The sequence below is a fragment of the Methylobacter tundripaludum SV96 genome, from assembly GCF_000190755.2.
GTDB lineage: Bacteria > Pseudomonadota > Gammaproteobacteria > Methylococcales > Methylomonadaceae > Methylobacter_A > Methylobacter_A tundripaludum.
In genome coordinates, this window is sequence record NZ_JH109154.1 from 108,848 (window position 1) to 126,302 (window position 17,455).

At 48.3% G+C, this 17,455-nt stretch carries 16 protein-coding genes; 14 read left to right on the forward strand and 2 right to left on the reverse strand.

All coding sequences use genetic code 11. From position 1 onward, the window contains the following. The first annotated feature begins 54 nt into the window (after window positions 1-54). The 9 genes from gyrA (at window position 55) to METTU_RS22825 (ending at window position 11,228) form a co-directional block, all read left to right on the forward strand. Window positions 55-2,688 (forward strand): DNA gyrase subunit A, encoded by a 2,634-nt coding sequence (gene gyrA / locus METTU_RS20215; protein ID WP_006893885.1) that lies wholly within the window; start codon window positions 55-57, stop codon window positions 2,686-2,688. After that, entirely contained in the window at window positions 2,688-3,767 is a 1,080-nt protein-coding gene (gene serC, locus METTU_RS20220) for a 3-phosphoserine/phosphohydroxythreonine transaminase (protein ID WP_006893886.1), read from the forward strand. Before gyrA ends, serC begins: the two co-directional genes overlap by 1 nt. Window positions 3,768-3,943: 176 nt before the next feature. Next, window positions 3,944-5,029: a prephenate dehydratase gene (gene pheA, locus METTU_RS20225; RefSeq protein ID WP_006893888.1), complete on the forward strand. Its 1,086-nt coding sequence runs from the start codon at window positions 3,944-3,946 to the stop codon at window positions 5,027-5,029. A 51-nt stretch (window positions 5,030-5,080) separates the two neighbouring features. Continuing rightward, window positions 5,081-6,241, forward strand: a complete 1,161-nt coding sequence (hisC, locus tag METTU_RS20230) for a histidinol-phosphate transaminase (RefSeq protein WP_006893889.1) — start codon at window positions 5,081-5,083, stop codon at window positions 6,239-6,241. Then, window positions 6,241-7,119: a prephenate dehydrogenase gene (locus METTU_RS20235; RefSeq protein WP_040581668.1), complete on the forward strand. Its 879-nt coding sequence runs from the start codon at window positions 6,241-6,243 to the stop codon at window positions 7,117-7,119. Before hisC ends, METTU_RS20235 begins: the two co-directional genes overlap by 1 nt. Window position 7,120: 1 nt before the next feature. Next, on the forward strand, window positions 7,121-8,440 hold the full coding sequence (gene aroA / locus METTU_RS20240; protein ID WP_040581669.1) for a 3-phosphoshikimate 1-carboxyvinyltransferase: 1,320 nt from the start codon (window positions 7,121-7,123) through the stop codon (window positions 8,438-8,440). Then, window positions 8,440-9,096, forward strand: coding sequence for a (d)CMP kinase (gene cmk / locus METTU_RS20245; protein ID WP_006893891.1), 657 nt, complete (start codon window positions 8,440-8,442; stop codon window positions 9,094-9,096). Before aroA ends, cmk begins: the two co-directional genes overlap by 1 nt. 100 nt (window positions 9,097-9,196) lie before the next feature. After that, complete coding sequence (gene rpsA / locus METTU_RS20250; protein ID WP_006893892.1) at window positions 9,197-10,858, forward strand: 30S ribosomal protein S1; 1,662 nt, start codon at window positions 9,197-9,199, stop codon at window positions 10,856-10,858. A gap of 64 nt (window positions 10,859-10,922) precedes the next feature. Further along, window positions 10,923-11,228, forward strand: a complete 306-nt coding sequence (locus tag METTU_RS22825) for an integration host factor subunit beta (RefSeq protein WP_006893893.1) — start codon at window positions 10,923-10,925, stop codon at window positions 11,226-11,228. An 89-nt stretch (window positions 11,229-11,317) separates the two neighbouring features. Here the strand turns inward: METTU_RS22825 and METTU_RS20255 are convergent, their stop codons facing one another. Together METTU_RS20255 and METTU_RS20260 are read right to left on the reverse strand one after the other, a co-directional pair. Further along, window positions 11,318-11,914 (reverse strand): NUDIX domain-containing protein, encoded by a 597-nt coding sequence (locus METTU_RS20255; protein ID WP_006893894.1) that lies wholly within the window; start codon window positions 11,912-11,914, stop codon window positions 11,318-11,320. Continuing rightward, on the reverse strand, window positions 11,907-13,031 hold the full coding sequence (locus METTU_RS20260; protein ID WP_006893895.1) for a PQQ-dependent sugar dehydrogenase: 1,125 nt from the start codon (window positions 13,029-13,031) through the stop codon (window positions 11,907-11,909). Before METTU_RS20260 ends, METTU_RS20255 begins: the two co-directional genes overlap by 8 nt. Before the next feature lie 112 nt (window positions 13,032-13,143). Between METTU_RS20260 and htpX the strand changes: the two genes are divergently transcribed. The 5 genes from htpX to METTU_RS20285 all read left to right on the forward strand — a co-directional run bounded on the left by htpX (window position 13,144) and on the right by METTU_RS20285 (window position 17,438). Further along, window positions 13,144-14,019, forward strand: coding sequence for a protease HtpX (gene htpX / locus METTU_RS20265; RefSeq protein ID WP_006893896.1), 876 nt, complete (start codon window positions 13,144-13,146; stop codon window positions 14,017-14,019). 96 nt (window positions 14,020-14,115) lie between these two features. Beyond that, on the forward strand, window positions 14,116-14,343 hold the full coding sequence (locus METTU_RS20270) for a DUF2835 domain-containing protein (RefSeq protein WP_006893897.1): 228 nt from the start codon (window positions 14,116-14,118) through the stop codon (window positions 14,341-14,343). Between the two features lie 199 nt (window positions 14,344-14,542). Then, entirely contained in the window at window positions 14,543-15,952 is a 1,410-nt protein-coding gene (gene lpdA / locus METTU_RS20275) for a dihydrolipoyl dehydrogenase (protein WP_006893898.1), read from the forward strand. Further along, a complete protein-coding gene (locus METTU_RS20280) occupies window positions 15,949-16,674 on the forward strand; it encodes a DUF445 domain-containing protein (protein ID WP_006893899.1) in 726 nt (241 codons plus the stop codon). The genes lpdA and METTU_RS20280 overlap by 4 nt, the downstream gene beginning before the upstream one ends. After that, the gene (locus METTU_RS20285) at window positions 16,674-17,438 is read left to right on the forward strand and encodes an alpha/beta fold hydrolase (RefSeq protein ID WP_006893900.1); all 765 of its coding nucleotides are present in this window, start codon (window positions 16,674-16,676) and stop codon (window positions 17,436-17,438) included. Before METTU_RS20280 ends, METTU_RS20285 begins: the two co-directional genes overlap by 1 nt. The last annotated feature ends 17 nt before the right edge of the window (window positions 17,439-17,455 follow it).

A 17,455-nucleotide genomic window follows, 5' to 3' on the forward strand; every position in this document is an offset into this window, starting at 1 on the left:
AGTCACGAAACCATGCCGGTATCTATTAACGGCACACAGTGTATATAGGGATCAATGTCAAACTTCGCTAAAGAAATAATACCTGTTAATCTCGAAGATGAGATGAAACAGTCCTATCTCGATTACGCCATGAGCGTTATCGTCGGTCGAGCCCTTCCAGATGTCAGAGACGGCCTTAAACCGGTTCATCGCCGTGTGCTGTATGCGATGAGCGAGTTAGGCAATGACTGGAACAAACCTTATAAGAAATCAGCGCGTGTAGTCGGTGACGTGATCGGTAAATACCATCCTCATGGCGATACCGCGGTTTACGACACCATGGTGCGGATGGCGCAGAATTTCTCAATGCGTTATATGCTGATCGACGGGCAGGGCAATTTCGGTTCGGTCGACGGCGATTCGCCTGCGGCGATGCGTTATACCGAAGTGCGCATGTCGAAGATTGCTCATGAATTGCTGGCCGATCTGGACAAGGAAACCGTCGATTTTGCGCCCAACTATGACGAGTCGGAGTCCGAGCCCAAGGTACTGCCAACACGGGTGCCGACTTTACTGATTAACGGCTCGTCCGGTATCGCAGTGGGCATGGCCACTAATATTCCGCCGCATAATTTGTCTGAAGTGATCAGCGCTTGTTTGGCGATGATCGATCAGCCGGATCTGACCGTGCATGATTTGATGGCTCATATTCCAGGGCCCGATTTTCCTACGGCAGCCATTATCAACGGCGCTTCCGGTATTTACAACGCTTACACTACCGGTCGCGGCAAAATCTATCTACGCGCACGTTGCCATTTTGAAGACATCGGCGACAGCAGCCGTCAGGCGATTATCACTACCGAATTACCCTATCAGGTCAACAAGGCCAGATTGCTGGAGAAAATTGCCGAGCTGGTTAAGGAAGGCAAGCTTGAAGGTATTTCCGGCCTGCGCGACGAGTCGGATAAAGACGGCATGCGTATGGTGATTGAACTGCGTCGAGGCGAAATGCCCGAAGTGGTGTTAAATAATCTGTACAAGCAGACCCAATTCCAGACCGTGTTCGGCATCAATATGGTTGCCCTGCTGGATGGCCGTCCGCATTGCATGAATCTCAGAGAGATTATCAGCGCCTTTATCAATCACCGGCGGGAAATTGTTACCCGCAGAACGATTTATAATCTGCGTAAAGCCAGGGAAAGAGCCCATATTTTAGAAGGGCTTGCGATTGCTTTAGCCAATATCGACGAGATGATTGCGCTGATTAAGGCGGCTGCCACACCGGCCGACGCTAAAGTCGGTTTGTTGGAGAAAAACTGGGATGCAGGGCTGGTTGCAGCGCTGTTGGATCGTGCCGATGCGGATCGTTCAAGACCGGATGATTTACCGGTGGAATTTGGCATTCATGCCGGAATTTACCGCCTGTCTGAAACCCAGGCTCAGGCCATTCTTGAGTTGCGTCTGCATCGTTTGACCGGTCTGGAGCAGGACAAGATAGTCAATGAATACAAGCAGCTGCTGGAACAGATTGACGAGTATCTGTTTATTCTGGGCAGCGATGTTCGCCTGATGGAAATCATCAGGGAAGAGTTGGTGGCTATCAAGGAGCAGTATTCCGATGAGCGGCGCACCGAAATCCTGCAAAACCATTCGGATTTGTCCGATGAAGACCTGATTACCGAAGAAGATATGGTGGTGACCATGTCGCACGAAGGCTATGTCAAGTCTCAGCCGTTGAGCGATTACAAGGCGCAACGGCGCGGCGGTCGCGGCAAATCGGCAACGGCCACTAAAGAGCTGGATTATGTCGATAAACTCATTGTAGCCAATACCCACGACACTATCTTGTGCTTCTCCTCGCGGGGCAAGGTTTACTGGCTAAAGGTCTATCAATTGCCGGTTGCCAGCCGTGCAGCGAGGGGTAAGCCTTTCGTCAATCTGCTGCCGCTGGAAGAAGGCGAAAAAATCAATGCGATATTGCCGATTCGCGAATTTACCGACAGTAAGTTCATCTTTATGGCCACAACGGCGGGTACCGTTAAAAAGACTCCGCTAAAAGAATTCGAGAACCAACGCGCTAACGGCAAAATCGCGATCGATTTAAGGGAAGACGATACGCTGGTCGGCGTTGCGGTGACCGACGGACAGCAAAACGTGCTGTTGTTTAGCAGCACCGGCAAAGCAGTCTGCTTCAACGAAGCGGATGTGCGTTCCATGGGCAGAACAGCGTCCGGGGTGCGCGGAATTCGTTTGCAGGAAGGACAAAAAGTCATTTCCCTGATTATCGCAACCGAAGGCACGGTGCTGAATATCACCGAGAACGGCTACGGCAAGCGCACCAAGCTGGAAGAGTTTACCTGTCATAAACGTGGCGGCCAGGGTTTGATTGCGATACAAACGTCCGCGCGTAACGGCGCTGTGGTTGGTGCGGTGCTGGTCAACGACAATGACGAAATTATGCTGATTACCGATGGCGGCACGTTGGTGCGGACACCGGTTGACGGCATTTCGGTGGTTGGACGGAACACCCAGGGCGTGACCATTATCAAGCTGGGTAAGAATGAAAAAGTGATCGGCGTTGACCGTATCGAAGGCTTGGCAGGGGTGGATGATGCCGATGAAGACGATCTTTTGGAAGGTGCCGAATCAGAGCTGGGCGCATCGGAAGAAACAACCAATGACGATAGTGAACCAGGTGAGGAATCGTAATGTCCAGAGTTTATAATTTTAGCGCAGGCCCGTCTGCATTCCCTGAATCGGTATTGCAGCAAGCGCAGCAAGAAATGCTGGAATGGCGCGATAGCGGCATGTCGGTCATGGAAATGAGCCATCGCGGCAAGCATTTCTCGATTATTGCCGAAGAGCTGGAAAGCGATTTAAGAGCGCTGCTGGCCGTTCCTGAAAACTATAAAGTTTTGTTCCTGCAAGGCGGTGCATCGGCGCAGTTTTCGCTGATACCGCAGAATATCCTGAACGGCAAAAGCAAAGCCTGTTACTTGAAAACCGGCGCCTGGTCGGAAAAAGCCATCAAGGATGCCGGCGCTTATTGCGATGTAGTGGTCAGCGCCAGCTCGGAAAGTACAAAATTTACTACGATTCCCGATGCTGCAAGCTGGGCAATCGATAGTGAAGCGGCTTATCTGCACTATACCTCCAATGAAACCATTCATGGCGTGGAGTTCCAGTCTTGCCCAGACAGCAAGGGCTTGCCGCTGGTGTCGGATATGTCATCGAATATTTTATCGCGCAAGATCGATGTCAGTCAGTACGGTTTGATTTATGCCGGTACGCAGAAAAACATGGGACCGGCAGGCGTCACCGTAGTGATAGTCAGGGACGACTTGGTCGGTCATGCGCCTAAAACCGTGCCTTCAGTTTTTAACTATGCCGAGCAGGCAAAAAACCAATCCATGCTGAATACACCGGCAACCTACAGCTGGTACCTGACCGGCTTGGTGCTTAAGTGGTTAAAAGGGCAGGGCGGCGTTGAGGGTATCGAGCAACGCAATATCGCTAAAGCGGCGAAACTGTATCAGTCCATCGACCAGTCGGCTTTGTATGCCAATCCGGTAGAAATCGCGTCCCGTTCGCGGATGAATGTGCCGTTTATTCTGTCCGACGAAAGCCTGGATAAGCCGTTTTTGGCGGCTGCGGAAGCCAATGGCTTGCTTGAGCTGAAAGGTCATCGCTCAGTCGGCGGCATGCGGGCCAGTATTTATAATGCGATGCCGGAGGCCGGTGTGCAGGCTTTGATTGATTTCATGGCTGAGTTTGAACGCACCCATTAATCGAAAACCGTAACTACTCAGTCGTTTAATACAATGGAACGCAGATGGCGCAGATGAATATGATAAACACGGATAACTCAAGAAAAATCTTATTTAATCTTAACTATCAGCGTCATCAGCGTTCCATTTTGCTAATTAGTGAATAGTTACCGAAAACCTAATAATTTAAGGCCGCCATGTCATCCGTTACACCCCTTTCAGAATTAAGAGACAAAATTGATGCAATCGATAAGCAGATTCTGCTATTGATTAATCAGCGTGCGTCTTGCGCAATGGAAGTTGCCAAGACCAAGAGTGCGCAGGGTGAACAAGGGTCGTTTTACCGCCCGGATCGCGAGTCATTGGTATTGCGGCGCATCAAAGACATGAATCAGGGGCCTTTATCCGATGATACGACTGCCCATTTTTTCAGGGAATTGATGTCCGCGTGTTTGGCGCTGGAAAAACCGCTGGACGTGGCGTATTTAGGTCCCGAGGGCACTTTTACCCAGCAAGCCGCAATTAAGCATTTCGGCTCTGCGGTTAAAACCGTACCGGCTGCAACCATTAACGATATTTTTAATGCGGTGGAGAACGGCAACTGCCAGTTCGGTGTCGTGCCGGTCGAGAACTCTACCGAGGGCGTCATCAGCCATACGCTGGACCGGTTTTTGAATTCGCCGCTAAAAATATGCGGCGAAGTTGAAATCAGGGTGCATCAAAACTTGTTGGGACTGGTGGATAGCCTGGATGAAGTGACCGAGGTGTTTTCGCATCAGCAATCCCTGGCGCAGTGTCGGCAATGGCTGGATAATCATCTGCCGAATGCCAAGCGAACCGCGGTTAACAGCAACACCGAGGCCGCAAGGTTAGCATCAACCCATAAACAGGCGGTTGCGATAGCGGGTATTGTTGCCGCTGAAATTTATCAGTTGAATGTCATCAAAAAAAATATCGAAGACGAATCCAACAATACCACCCGTTTTATCATTATCGGACAGCAAATATCGTCTTCCACGGGTAACGATAAAACCTCGCTGGTTGTGTCCACAGGCAATCAACCCGGTGCGTTATACCGGATACTGGAGCCTTTCGCGAGATTTAACATCGGCATGGTGCATATCGAATCCAGGCCGTCACGCCAGGGGTTATGGGACTATGTGTTTTTTATCGATATTGAAGGCCATAGCGAAGATGACGATGTTGCCCAAGCTCTGGCACTATTGGATGACAACGTCAATATGCTCAAGCTTTTGGGTTCTTATCCCAAGGCCGTACTCTAAAATTTCTTTCTCATCCTTCAGATGAGTATTAAACGATCTCAAACAAACTCCATGAACAACACTGATAAAATCTATAATCTTGCCGTGTCCGGCGTGCAAAAGCTGATTCCTTATACGCCCGGCAAACCGATTGAAGAACTTGAGCGCGAGCTGGGGCTTTCCAATATCATAAAGCTTGCATCCAATGAAAACCCTTTAGGGCCCGGAAAAAAAGCCTTGGCTGCGATACAGGCGACTTTGAAGGATTTGGCCTTATACCCGGATGGCAATGGTTTTAATTTAAAGTCCGCGCTAGCTGAAAAGTACGCTGTCGATATGAGCCAGATTACGTTGGGCAATGGCTCCAACGAGATTCTGGAGCTGGTCGCCAGGGCATTTTTAACGCCGGGACTTGAAGTGGTTTTCTCGCAGCATGCTTTTGCCGTGTATCCTATAGTAACCCAAGCAGTCGGCGCTACGGCGGTTGTGGCTCCCGCGTTGAATTACGGTCACGATCTGGATGCCATGCTGCAACGAGTGACCGACAAAACGCGGTTGGTGTTTATAGCGAACCCCAATAATCCTACCGGCACATTGCTGAACCACGCCGACTTGGAAGCGTTTATTGGAGCGCTGCCGGATACTTGCGTGTGTGTGCTCGATGAAGCCTATTGTGAATTTGTTGGCGGACAAAGCGAGGACAATTCAATCGCCTGGCTGAAGAAATACCCTAACTTATTAATTACGCGCACCTTTTCAAAGGCCTACGGTCTGGCCGGACTGCGCATCGGATATGGCTTGTCCAGTCCGCAGCTGGCCGACATCCTGAATCGGGTGCGGCAGCCCTTCAATAATAATATGCTGGCCTTGGCCGCCGCCGAAGCGGCGTTGACCGATGTCGAGCATTTGCAAAACACCATTACCGTTAATGCCCAAGGCATGCAGTTTATCACCGAAGGGTTTAAAAACTTGGGACTGGGGTGGATTCCATCGGCAGGTAATTTCGTGTTGGTTGACCTGAAACAGCCTGCAATGCCGACTTATGAGGCATTGCTGCGCAAAGGGGTTATCGTCAGGCCGGTTGGTGTGTATGAATTACCCAATCATCTGCGTATTACCATCGGCACACAGGCGGAAAACCAGCTGTTTCTACAGGCATTAACTGAAGTTTTAGGTCGCATCGGTTCCCTGCCGATTGCGACACTTCCGCCATCCCTGGCAGTCGCAGGTTAATGTTTAACCGGATTTGCATTATCGGCGTCGGCCTGATCGGCGGCTCTATCGCCCGCGCAGCACGGCAGCAGGGTTTGAGCAATACCATAGTCGGGTACGGTCGTCAGCAGGATGAGCAAAATCTGCAAACGGCAAAACAGTTGGGTGTTATTGACGACTATATGCTGGATCTGGCGGAAGCTGTTCAAGGCGCTGATTGCGTTGTGATTGCGACGCCGGTTGCGAGTATCGAAAGCATTTTTGTTCTGCTCAAACCGTTATGGTCGGATAGTGCGATTTATACCGATGTCGGCAGCACCAAGGGCAGCGTTATCGCCGCAGCAGAGCGGGTTTTTGGTGTTGTACCGGATAATCTGGTTCCCGCCCACCCGATTGCCGGAGCAGAACAAAGCGGCGTGACCGCATCAGTCAATGACTTGTTTTTGAATAAACGCCTGATTATCACGCCGGTCGGCAATACCAAGCCGGAAGCGGTGCAAAAAATTCAAGGTTTTTGGGAACGGCTGGGATCGCTGGTGTCGGTGATGGATGTGCAGCATCATGACGGGGTATTGGCCGCAACCAGTCATTTGCCGCATATCCTGGCCTTTGCTTTGGTCGATATGCTCGGTCATAAAGACGAGCAGAGCGAGATATTTCAATACGCGGCCGGCGGCTTCAAAGACTTTACCCGGATTGCTTCCAGCGATCCGACGATGTGGAAGGACATTTGCGCCGCCAATAAAGACGAAATCATTCCTTTAATTGAGCAGTTAAAGGGAGAATTGGATAAAATACAACGCTTGCTGGAAACGAATGATACCCGGCAGCTTTTTGAAACCTTTACGTATGCCAGAAATGCACGGCAACGCTTTCTTGACCAGTTCGATAATAATTAATATGTCAAAATCAATAACATTTCAGGTTCAACCAGGCGGTAAATTACAAGGCGAGGCACGTGTGCCCGGCGATAAATCCATGTCACATCGTTCAATCATGCTGGGTTCGCTGGCCGAAGGCGTTACTCATGTCAAAGGCTTTCTCGAAGCGGAAGATGCACTGGCGACCTTGCAGGCTTTTCGCGACATGGGCGTTGAAATTGAAGGTCCGGTCAATGGCGAATTGACTATACACGGCGTCGGCAAGCACGGCTTGAAAGCGCCAACAAACGATTTGTATCTGGGAAACTCAGGCACATCCATGCGGTTGCTGAGCGGTTTATTGGCGGGTCAGGCATTCAACTCGGTATTAACCGGCGATAAATCATTGTCCGGCAGGCCGATGAAACGGGTCACCGAGCCGTTGGCAGCTATGGGTGCCGACATAAAAACCACTGAGAAAGGCACGGCTCCATTGCACATTACCGGCAGGGCCGGGCAGTTGACCGGCATTGATTACGCGATGCCAATCGCCAGCGCTCAGGTCAAATCCTGCTTGTTATTGGCAGGCATGTACGCGCAGGGTGTCACCAGCGTTACCGAACCTGCGCCTACCCGTGACCATACCGAGCGCATGCTGAGCGGTTTTAATTATCCGGTGAAGCAAGAAGGCAATAAAGTCAGCATTACCGCCGAAGGCAGTTTAACGGCAACCGATATTGATGTGCCCAGCGATATTTCATCGGCGGCATTTTTTCTGGTCGGGGCATCGATTGCACCGGGTTCCGATCTGCTGTTGAAACATGTGGGCGTTAATCCTACGCGTATCGGCGTCATCGACATCCTGAGATTAATGGGTGCCAACATTGAAGTCCTTAACGAGCGCACGGTTGGCGGCGAGCCGGTAGCCGATCTGCACGTTGTTTACAGCGCTCTTAAAGGCATAGATATTCCCGAGCATCTGGTGCCGCTGGCTATTGACGAGTTCCCGGTGTTGTTTGTCGCCGCAGCCTGTGCGGAAGGCCAAACACGGTTAACCGGCGCGGAAGAGCTGAGGGTTAAAGAATCGGATCGCATTCAAGTGATGGCGGACGGCTTGCAAATCCTGGGCGTAGATGCGCAATCTACCGAGGACGGCATGATCATTCAAGGCGGATCGATTGGCGGTGGCGAAGTCATATCCCATGGCGACCACCGAATTGCGATGTCGTTTTCAATTGCCGGTTTGCGCGCTAATGCGCCGATTACCATCTATGATTGTGAAAACGTGAATACCTCGTTCCCTGAATTTAGAGACTTGGCCAAGCGCTTAGGTCTTGATCTGGTTTGCAGGGAAGCATAGTGAGTATTCCGGTATTGACTATTGATGGCCCTAGCGGTGCCGGAAAAGGCACGGTCAGCCGGGCGGTAGCGAAAAGACTGGGTTGGAACTATTTGGATAGCGGCTCTATCTACCGTTCATTGGCAATTGCAGTGTTAAAACAAGCTGTTGACCTAAAAGATGAAGCTGCCATTGTCAATGTGGCCCAGACAATGGCGCTGGAATTTGATTGTAATGACGAATTGGTTGTCAGGCTGGACGGTGAAGACATTACCGCACAGTTAGGCCTTGAAAGCACGGGTAATACAGCTTCCATCGTTGCGGTGCTCCCTGAAGTCAGACATGTTTTATTACAAAAACAAAAGGATTTTAAACAATCGCCAGGTCTGGTTGCAGACGGACGAGACATGGGCACAGTGGTTTTTCCTGAAGCTGAAAACAAGGTATTTTTAACCGCCAGCGCAGCCGAGAGAGCCAGAAGGCGATATAAACAGTTGATAGAAAAAGGGAATGGTGCTAATCTAGCGCAGATAACAAACGAGATAGAAGAGCGAGATCGTCGGGATATGGAGCGTAAGACTGCTCCATTAGCTATGGCTAATGACGCGCTTTATATCGATTCTTCGGATATGACACTGGAATCTGTTATTGAAGAAGTACTGAATTTAATCCGTTAAGGATTTTTTACGTGGTCACATCAAATTGTTTGCGTGTGATTTTTTTTAACTTTGATAAAGAAAAGGCTTGTTCGTGTTTCGACAGGCTTGGGAATGGAAAATGAGCGAAAGCTTTGCTGAATTATTTGAAGAAAGTTTAATCAAGACGGAAATGCGTCCTGGTGCCATGTTAATGGGTACAGTTGTTGATATCGAAAACGATATGATCATCGTCAGCACCCATTCAAAATCAGAAGGTGTCATTCCAAAATGGCAGTTTCTAAATAACGATGGCGAATTAGAAGTTGCCATAGGCGACGAAGTCGAGGTTGCCCTTGATTTATTTGAAGACGGCCTGGGTGCTACACTTCTTTCTCGTGATAAAGCGAAGAAAAACAAAGCTTGGTCCGAACTTGAAAATGCTTTTGAAAAAGAAGCAACCATTATCGGTCGTATTACCGGTAAAGTTCGCGGTGGTTTCACCGTGGCCGTTGGTGCATTACGTGCTTTCTTGCCTGGCTCATTGGTTGATGTTCGCCCAATCAGAGACACGACTTTCCTGGAAAATCGTGATCTGGAATTCAAAGTCATAAAAATCGATCAAAAACGCAATAACGTTGTTCTGTCTCGCCGTGCTGTTGTAGAAAAAGAATACAGCGCAGAAAGAGAAGAATTGCTGAAAACGCTGGAAGAAGGCGCAGTGGTTACCGGTGTGGTCAAGAACCTGACCGATTACGGCGCGTTTATCGATCTTGGCGGTATTGACGGTCTGTTGCACATTACCGATATGGCATGGAGACGCGTGCGTCATCCGTCCGAGTGTGTAGAAATCGGTCAAGAAATTAAAGTTAAAGTCCTTAAATACGACAAAGATAAAAACCGTGTTTCATTAGGCATGAAGCAAATGGGTGAAGATCCTTGGCAAAACATCGCCCGTCGCTACCCAGCCGGCACACGCGTATTCGGTAAAGTCAACAACCTGACCGATTACGGTTGCTTTGTTGAAATCGAAGAAGGCGTAGAAGGTTTGGTTCACGTTTCTGAAATGGACTGGACTAACAAAAACGTCAACCCTTCCAAACTTGTTCAGTTGGGTGATGAAGTCGAAGTGATGGTTCTGGAAATTGACGAAGAACGTCGTCGTATTTCTTTAGGTATGAAACAGTGCAAAACCAATCCTTGGGATGAATTTGCAGCAACGCATAACAAAGGCGACAAAATCTCAGGAAAAATCAAATCAATTACTGATTTTGGTATTTTCATCGGTCTGGATGGCGGTATCGACGGTCTGGTTCACATGTCCGATATTTCCTGGGCAGATGAAGGCGAAGCTTCGGTTCGTGATTTCAAGAAAGGCGATGAGCTGGAAACTGTTATTTTAGCGGTTGATTCTGAGCGCGAGCGTATCTCTTTAGGTATCAAGCAACTTGAACAAGATCCATTCCAAAACTTCCTGGCTACTCATGAAAAAGGCAGTTTGGTAAAAGGAACTGTTAAAGAAGTTGACGCTAAGGGTGCAGTTATCACTTTAGCTGATAATGTTGAAGGCTACTTACGCGCTTCTGAAATTCAACGCGATCGCGTTGAAGATGCCAGAACCTTGTTAAAAGAAGGCGACGAACTTGAAGCTAAGTTCATCGGCGTCGACAAGAAAAGTAAATCAATTTCTTTATCTATTAAAGCTAAAGATTCTGATGAAGAGTCTCATTCGATTAAAGATCATTCCCAGCAATCAATTGGCGCACCAACTTTCGCCGATATCTTTAAACAGATGGAAAAATAAAACTCATGAGGGGGTATGCATTCGTGCATACCCCCTGTGTTTATTTGTTTTCGCAGGATAGAATGTGACAAAATCAGAATTAATTGAAGCACTTGCCAAACATCAGCCGCATCTGGCACAGAAAGATGTAGAGATAGCGGTAAAATGCATCATTGAACAAATGAATCAGGCGTTATCTTCCGGTGAAAGGATCGAGATTAGGGGTTTTGGTAGTTTTTCGCTACATCTACGTCCTCCTCGTATGGGGCGTAACCCTAAAACAGGTGAATCTGTAGCATTATCAAAAAAACATGTACCGCATTTTAAGCCTGGTAAGGAACTACGTGATCGAGTAGATGCTTCGCGGGAAAAATGCAAGATAGTTGACTAATAGTTAGTGCGTTGAAGCTCTGTAAGAATTATGCAGAGCTTTAATGTTACCGATATTGAGTAAAAAACGTTACGCTTTACCCCTTCTTTTTATCCCCATTCCAATTTAAGTTTTTGCCTGTTCAATGCCAGCCATTGAATCGCAATAATGGGTATTGCCGATTCTATCTCGCCATTTTCCAGCATCAAATACGCCTCATCAAAATCAACGGCACGTACCAATATATCTTCGTCCTCATGGTCTAAGCCATGAATGCCGCCCACTTGAGTACTATCCACTTTACCGCAAAACAGGGTGATCCATTCTGAGAAAGCGCCCGGCGTGGTATAAAACTCATTAATAACCATTAATTGCTGAATTTCACAACCTGCTTCCTCCAGAGATTCCCGATAAGCAACTTCCTCAGCGGTCTCACCTTCTTCAATTGCTCCCGCAACAATCTCTACGAGCCAAGCTCTATCAGGGTTTAGAATTGCGCCCGTCCTGAATTGTTCGATCAACACCACCTTATCGGCATGAGGATCATATAACAAAACCGCGACGCAACTGCCACGCATGAATAACTCACGCGTTATTTCGGAACTCCATCCCCCGCCAAACATCGTATGTTTAAGACGATATTTTTCCACTCGGAAAAAACCTTGATAAACGATTTCTGTGCTTAAAATTTCAAATTGTTTATCCATGATTACCTTTGTACTCAACTCTATAAATGACTCCGAGTTTATCATCGCTAATCAACAAACTGCCATCCGGCATTTCCAGAATATCGACGGGACGTCCAAGCACCTTATCGTCTTTGGTTAACCAGCCGTCGATAAAAACCTGTTCCGAAACGGGTTTGCCTTGCTTGAATTTTACCAAGGCAACGCGATAACCTTGCGGTTCAGACCGATTCCATGAACCGTGTTCCGCAACAAATAACTGATTTTTATATTCGACAGAAAATTGCTTGCCCCGATAAAAACGCAGTCCCAACGGCGCCATATGCGCCTTAAACTTCCACACCGGTGCGGTAAATTGTCGACATTTCTTATCTGCGCTAAATTCCGGATCAGGAATGTCACCGCCGTGGCAATAAGGAAAACCAAAATGTTCTCCGGTAGTTGTCCACTGATTAAGCTCATCGGGCGGCAGATCATCGCCTAAATAATCGCGGCCATTATCGGTAAAAAACAAGCTATTGGTTTCCGGTTGCCAGTCAAAACCAACCGAACTTCTGATGCCTCTGGCAAGTATCTCAAAACCGCTGCCGTCTGCATTTAACCTGACTAGCGACGAATAGATCGGTTTTTCAGGTTCGCAAATATTACACGGCGCTCCGACTGAGGTGTACAGCTTGTTATCGGGGCCAAAGCGCAGATACTTCCAGCCGTGATGCTGCTCTGATGGAAACTGATCGTAAACCACAACGGGTTTAGGCGGATTCGCCAACTGCTGCGTGATGCGGTCGAACCGAATAATGCGATTAACTTCGGCCACGTACAGTGAATCGTCCCTGTAAGCAACGCCGTTGGGCATATATAAATGACTGGCGATAACATATGACTTATCCGCTACGCCATCGCTATTGCTGTCCTGTACGGCATAAACCGACCCTTCAGATCCTGTACCCACAAACACCGTACCGTTATCGCCCAAGGCCAAACTACGGGCATTGGGCAGATTATCGGCAAAAATAGACAGAGTGAAACCTGCGGGTACATGCAGTTGCTTTATAATATTCTGATGACTGTTTTGTAGCGCAACAGCTAAACAAGGATTAATTAAAAATAAAGCCAGCAGTATTGTTTTAATATGCATGAGAATACCCTCCATCAATAAACTTAAGCTATGTTAGCACCCTGAAAACGGATTGAATTTATTTATTCAATCCCCATATAGATTAAACCTTAACTTATCAAAAGGCTCAAACATGATGCGTATTTTTCTTTTTCTGGCGACTAATGCGGCCATATTGGTTGTGGTCAGTATTATTTTTAATGTTTTAGGTTTAAGCGGCACTCTGGATGCTCAAGGCATCGACCTTAACCTGAATGCACTTTTAGTCATGTCTGCCATCATCGGCATGACCGGTTCCGTTATTTCCTTGGCGATGTCTAAATGGTCGGCAAAAAGAGCGATGGGTGTACACGTTATCGAACGCCCCCAAAATCAAACCGAGCAATGGCTGATCGACATCGTGGCAAGACAAGCCAGACAAGCGGGAATCGGTATGCCGGAAGTCGGCATATTCCAGACTCCCGAGTCCAATGCCTTTGCTACCGGCATGAGCAAAAACAGTGCGTTGGTAGCGGTCAGTACCGGTTTGCTGCAAAACATGAACGCCGATGAAGTTGAAGCCGTTGTCGGTCATGAAATCAGCCATGTTGCCAACGGCGATATGGTGACGATGGCCTTAATGCAGGGCGTGGTAAATACCTTTGTTTACTTTTTTGCGACCATCATCGGTCATCTTGTCGACCGGGTTGTGTTTAAAACCGAACGCGGTTACGGCCCGGCCTATTACATCACCCAGATGGCGGCTCAAGTCGTTTTGGGGATTTTAGCTTCTATGCTGGTCATGTGGTTCTCCCGTTACCGGGAATTCAAGGCGGATGCCGGTGGCGCAAACTTGGCAGGACGGGAAAAAATGATCGGCGCTCTGCGTGCATTGCAGCGCGGTCATGAAGCGGAAGACCTGCCGGGACAACTGGCGGCATTCGGCATTAACGGCGATGGCGTGAGCAAGTTGTTTATGAGCCATCCTCCATTGGAAGAGCGTATCGCAGCGTTACAAAACAACCGTTAATTAACTATAAGTATAAAACCACGAAGACACGAAGAAATGAAGCTTCGTGTCTTCGTGGTGAATCATTTTTATGCTTAAGTTGATGCTGATATTATCATGACCCAACACCAATACATCCGCTTTGCGCTAAAACTGTCATACGACCAGTACCTTAAGGTCTATCAAGGCATTGCCAAAAATGTTTCCGTTATCGCCGATGATGGCAGAAGAGTCGCTTTTCCGGCGGGCAGGATTCAATCTTTTTTGACCAAACAAGGTATCAACGGTTATTTTGAAATGGAATTAACGCCTGAAAACAAATTCGTCAGTATCAAAAAACTGTAACAATTTCAGTAACCAAAAATGGAACGCAGATGACGCCGATACTTATGATCAACACAGATAATTCAATAAAATCATAAATTATCAGCGCCATCTGCGTTCAATTGGTTTTGATGGCATTGAATAGTCATACCAATAAAGGGGCATGGTTATCTGCCTTTTAGATACCAATAAATTCTTAACACTCTAATTGATTGAAGGTGTGCAATTGAAAACAGAAGTTCTGGTGCTGGGCGGTGGTCCTGGAGGCTACACAGCGGCATTTCGTGTGGCCGATTTAGGGAAACAAGTTACTTTGGTTGAGCGTTATCCGGTTTTGGGCGGGGTTTGTTTAAATGTCGGCTGCATTCCGTCAAAAACCTTGTTGCATGTGGCGGCGGTGCTCAATGAAGCCAAAGAGATTAATTCGGCCGGGATCGGTTTTGCAGAACCCGACATTGATCTGGATAAACTGAGAGGCTGGAAAAACACCATCAGTTCCCAGTTAACTACGGGCTTGGCGGCGTTGGCAAAGCAGCGCAACGTAACGGTTGTTAAAGGCATCGGGCGTTTTATTTCCGACGCGCAGGTGTTGGTTGAAGACGGTGACGACACCCAGACCCTAGAGTTTGCACAGGCCATTATCGCGGTCGGCTCCCAGCCGGTAAAAATACCGTCGTTTCCCAATGACGATCCCAGGCTGATGGATTCCACCGATGCGCTCAAGCTTGAGAGTATCCCGAAAAAACTGTTGATTATCGGCGGCGGCATCATCGGCCTGGAAATGGCAACCGTTTATAATGCGCTGGGCAGCAAAATCACCGTGGTTGAAATGCAGGATCAGATTATCCCCGGTTGCGACAAGGATCTGGTCAGGCCGTTAATGCAGCGGATCAAAAAGCAATACGACAATATTTTTCTGGAAACCCAAGTAACAAATATTGAAGCGTTGCCGGAAGGCTTGAAAGTCAGCTTCAACGGTAAAGACGCTCCAGAAACCGATGTATTCAATAAAGTGCTGGTCGCAGTGGGCAGACGGCCCAACGGTCATTTAATCGATGCCGACAAAGCCGGGGTTAATGTCGATGAGCGCGGCTTTATCAGCGTCGATAAACAACAGCGCAGTAACGTAAAACATATCTTTGCGATCGGCGATGTGGTGGGCAACCCGATGCTGGCACATAAAGCGTCGCATGAAGGTAAAATAGCGGCCGAAGTGATTGCCGGTATGGCGACCGAGTGGCGGGCCTTGACCATTCCTTCCGTCGCGTATACCGATCCTGAAATAGCCTGGATGGGCTTGACTGAGAATGCCGCTAAAGCGCAGGACATCGCTTATGAAAAAGCGGCCTTCCCCTGGGCGGCCAGCGGTCGGTCATTAAGCATCGGGCGCAAGGAAGGCGTAACTAAATTGCTTAGCGACAAACAAACCGGACGCATTCTTGGCGCCGGTATCGTCGGCACTCATGCCGGTGAATTGATTGCGGAAGCCGTATTGGCGTTGGAGATGGGCGCGGGTGTTGAAGATTTGGCCTTAACGGTTCATGCGCATCCTACCTTGGCCGAAACCCTGGGCTTTTCAGCAGAAATGATGGAAGGCACTATTACTGATTTATTTATTAAGAGACGATGAAAGAACAATTATTGAACAAAAGCTTTATGACCAATTTCCTATCGGTTGCCGTCATCGGTGTCGGCTATGTGAGTCCTGTGCAACCGGAGTTGATCAAATCCATCGGCTTTTTCGCCCTTTCCGGAGCCATTACCAATTGGCTGGCCATTTACATGCTGTTTGAAAAAGTGCCTTATTTATACGGTTCCGGCGTGATACCGGCCCGGTTTGAAGAGTTTAAACTGTCCATTAAGCAGTTGATGATGGTGCAGTTTTTTACCGCAAACAACATCGAACAGTTTATTGAAAACGAGGAACAACAAGGCAAAAACCTGCTGAATCTGGAACCTTTGCTGAATGCAGTCGATTATGACAAGGTTTACGAAGGCTTGGTGTCTTCGATTATGGGCTCTTCTTTTGGCGGTATGTTGATGATGATGGGCGGCGAAGAAGCGCTGGTACCGTTAAAAGAACCGTTTACCGAAAAAATGAAAATCACCTTGACCGAAATGGTCGAGTCCGACCGCTTTAAATCCGCATTGAAGCAAGGTCTGGATGCCCACAAAATCGGCGGCGACATTGTCGGTAAAATCGAATCAGTGATCGACAAGCGCCTGAATGAATTAACCCCGCAGCTGGTCAAGGAAATGGTTCAGGCTATCATCCGTCAGCATCTGGGTTGGCTGGTTGTTTGGGGTGGTATTTTCGGCGGCTTGATGGGCGCATTATTCGATTTTGCCTGATGGAAACCATGGAACTGGCTTTTGAGGAATTCGGCGACCCGGATAATAGCCCGCTGATTATCCTGCATGGCTTTTTTGCCTCGTCGCGTAACTGGCGGCAGATAGCTCAAAGACTGTCTGCCCGGTTTCATGTTTATGTGCCGGACATGCGCAATCATGGGGTATCATCGCATCATCCGTTAATGGATTATCCGTCCATGGCCGCTGATTTGTTGCGGTTTATTGATGACCGCGGCTTGGAAACAGTCAGCTTGCTGGGGCACAGCATGGGCGGCAAGGTAGCCATGTGGTTTGCGCTTACAGCTCCGGACAGGGTCAATAAGCTGATTGTGGCTGATATTGCCCCGGTCAGCTACAAACACAGCTTTGATAACACCGTCCTGGCGTTAAAAACGCTGCCGCTGGCTGAAATCAATAACCGTAAACAGGCCGAAACACTGCTTGCGTCGCGCATACCCGAACTCAGTTATCGCCAATTTTTGTTGCAAAATCTTATTTTAAAAGACGGCAAATATTGTTGGCGGATCGATCTGGATATTTTTCACAGGATGGCGCCCAATATCGCAGCCTTTCCCAATGCCGATCATTTAGCGCCGTTTACCGGCAAGGCCTTGTTTATCGCAGGAGGCGATTCAGACTTCGTTAAGCTGGAGGATATAAAATCATTATTCCCAGAGGCGGCTTTCAGCACCATAGCCGACGCCGGACATTGGCTGCATGTTCAACAACCGGATGTTTTTACAACACTGGTTGAAAGTTTTTAGCTTGAAATGAAAATATA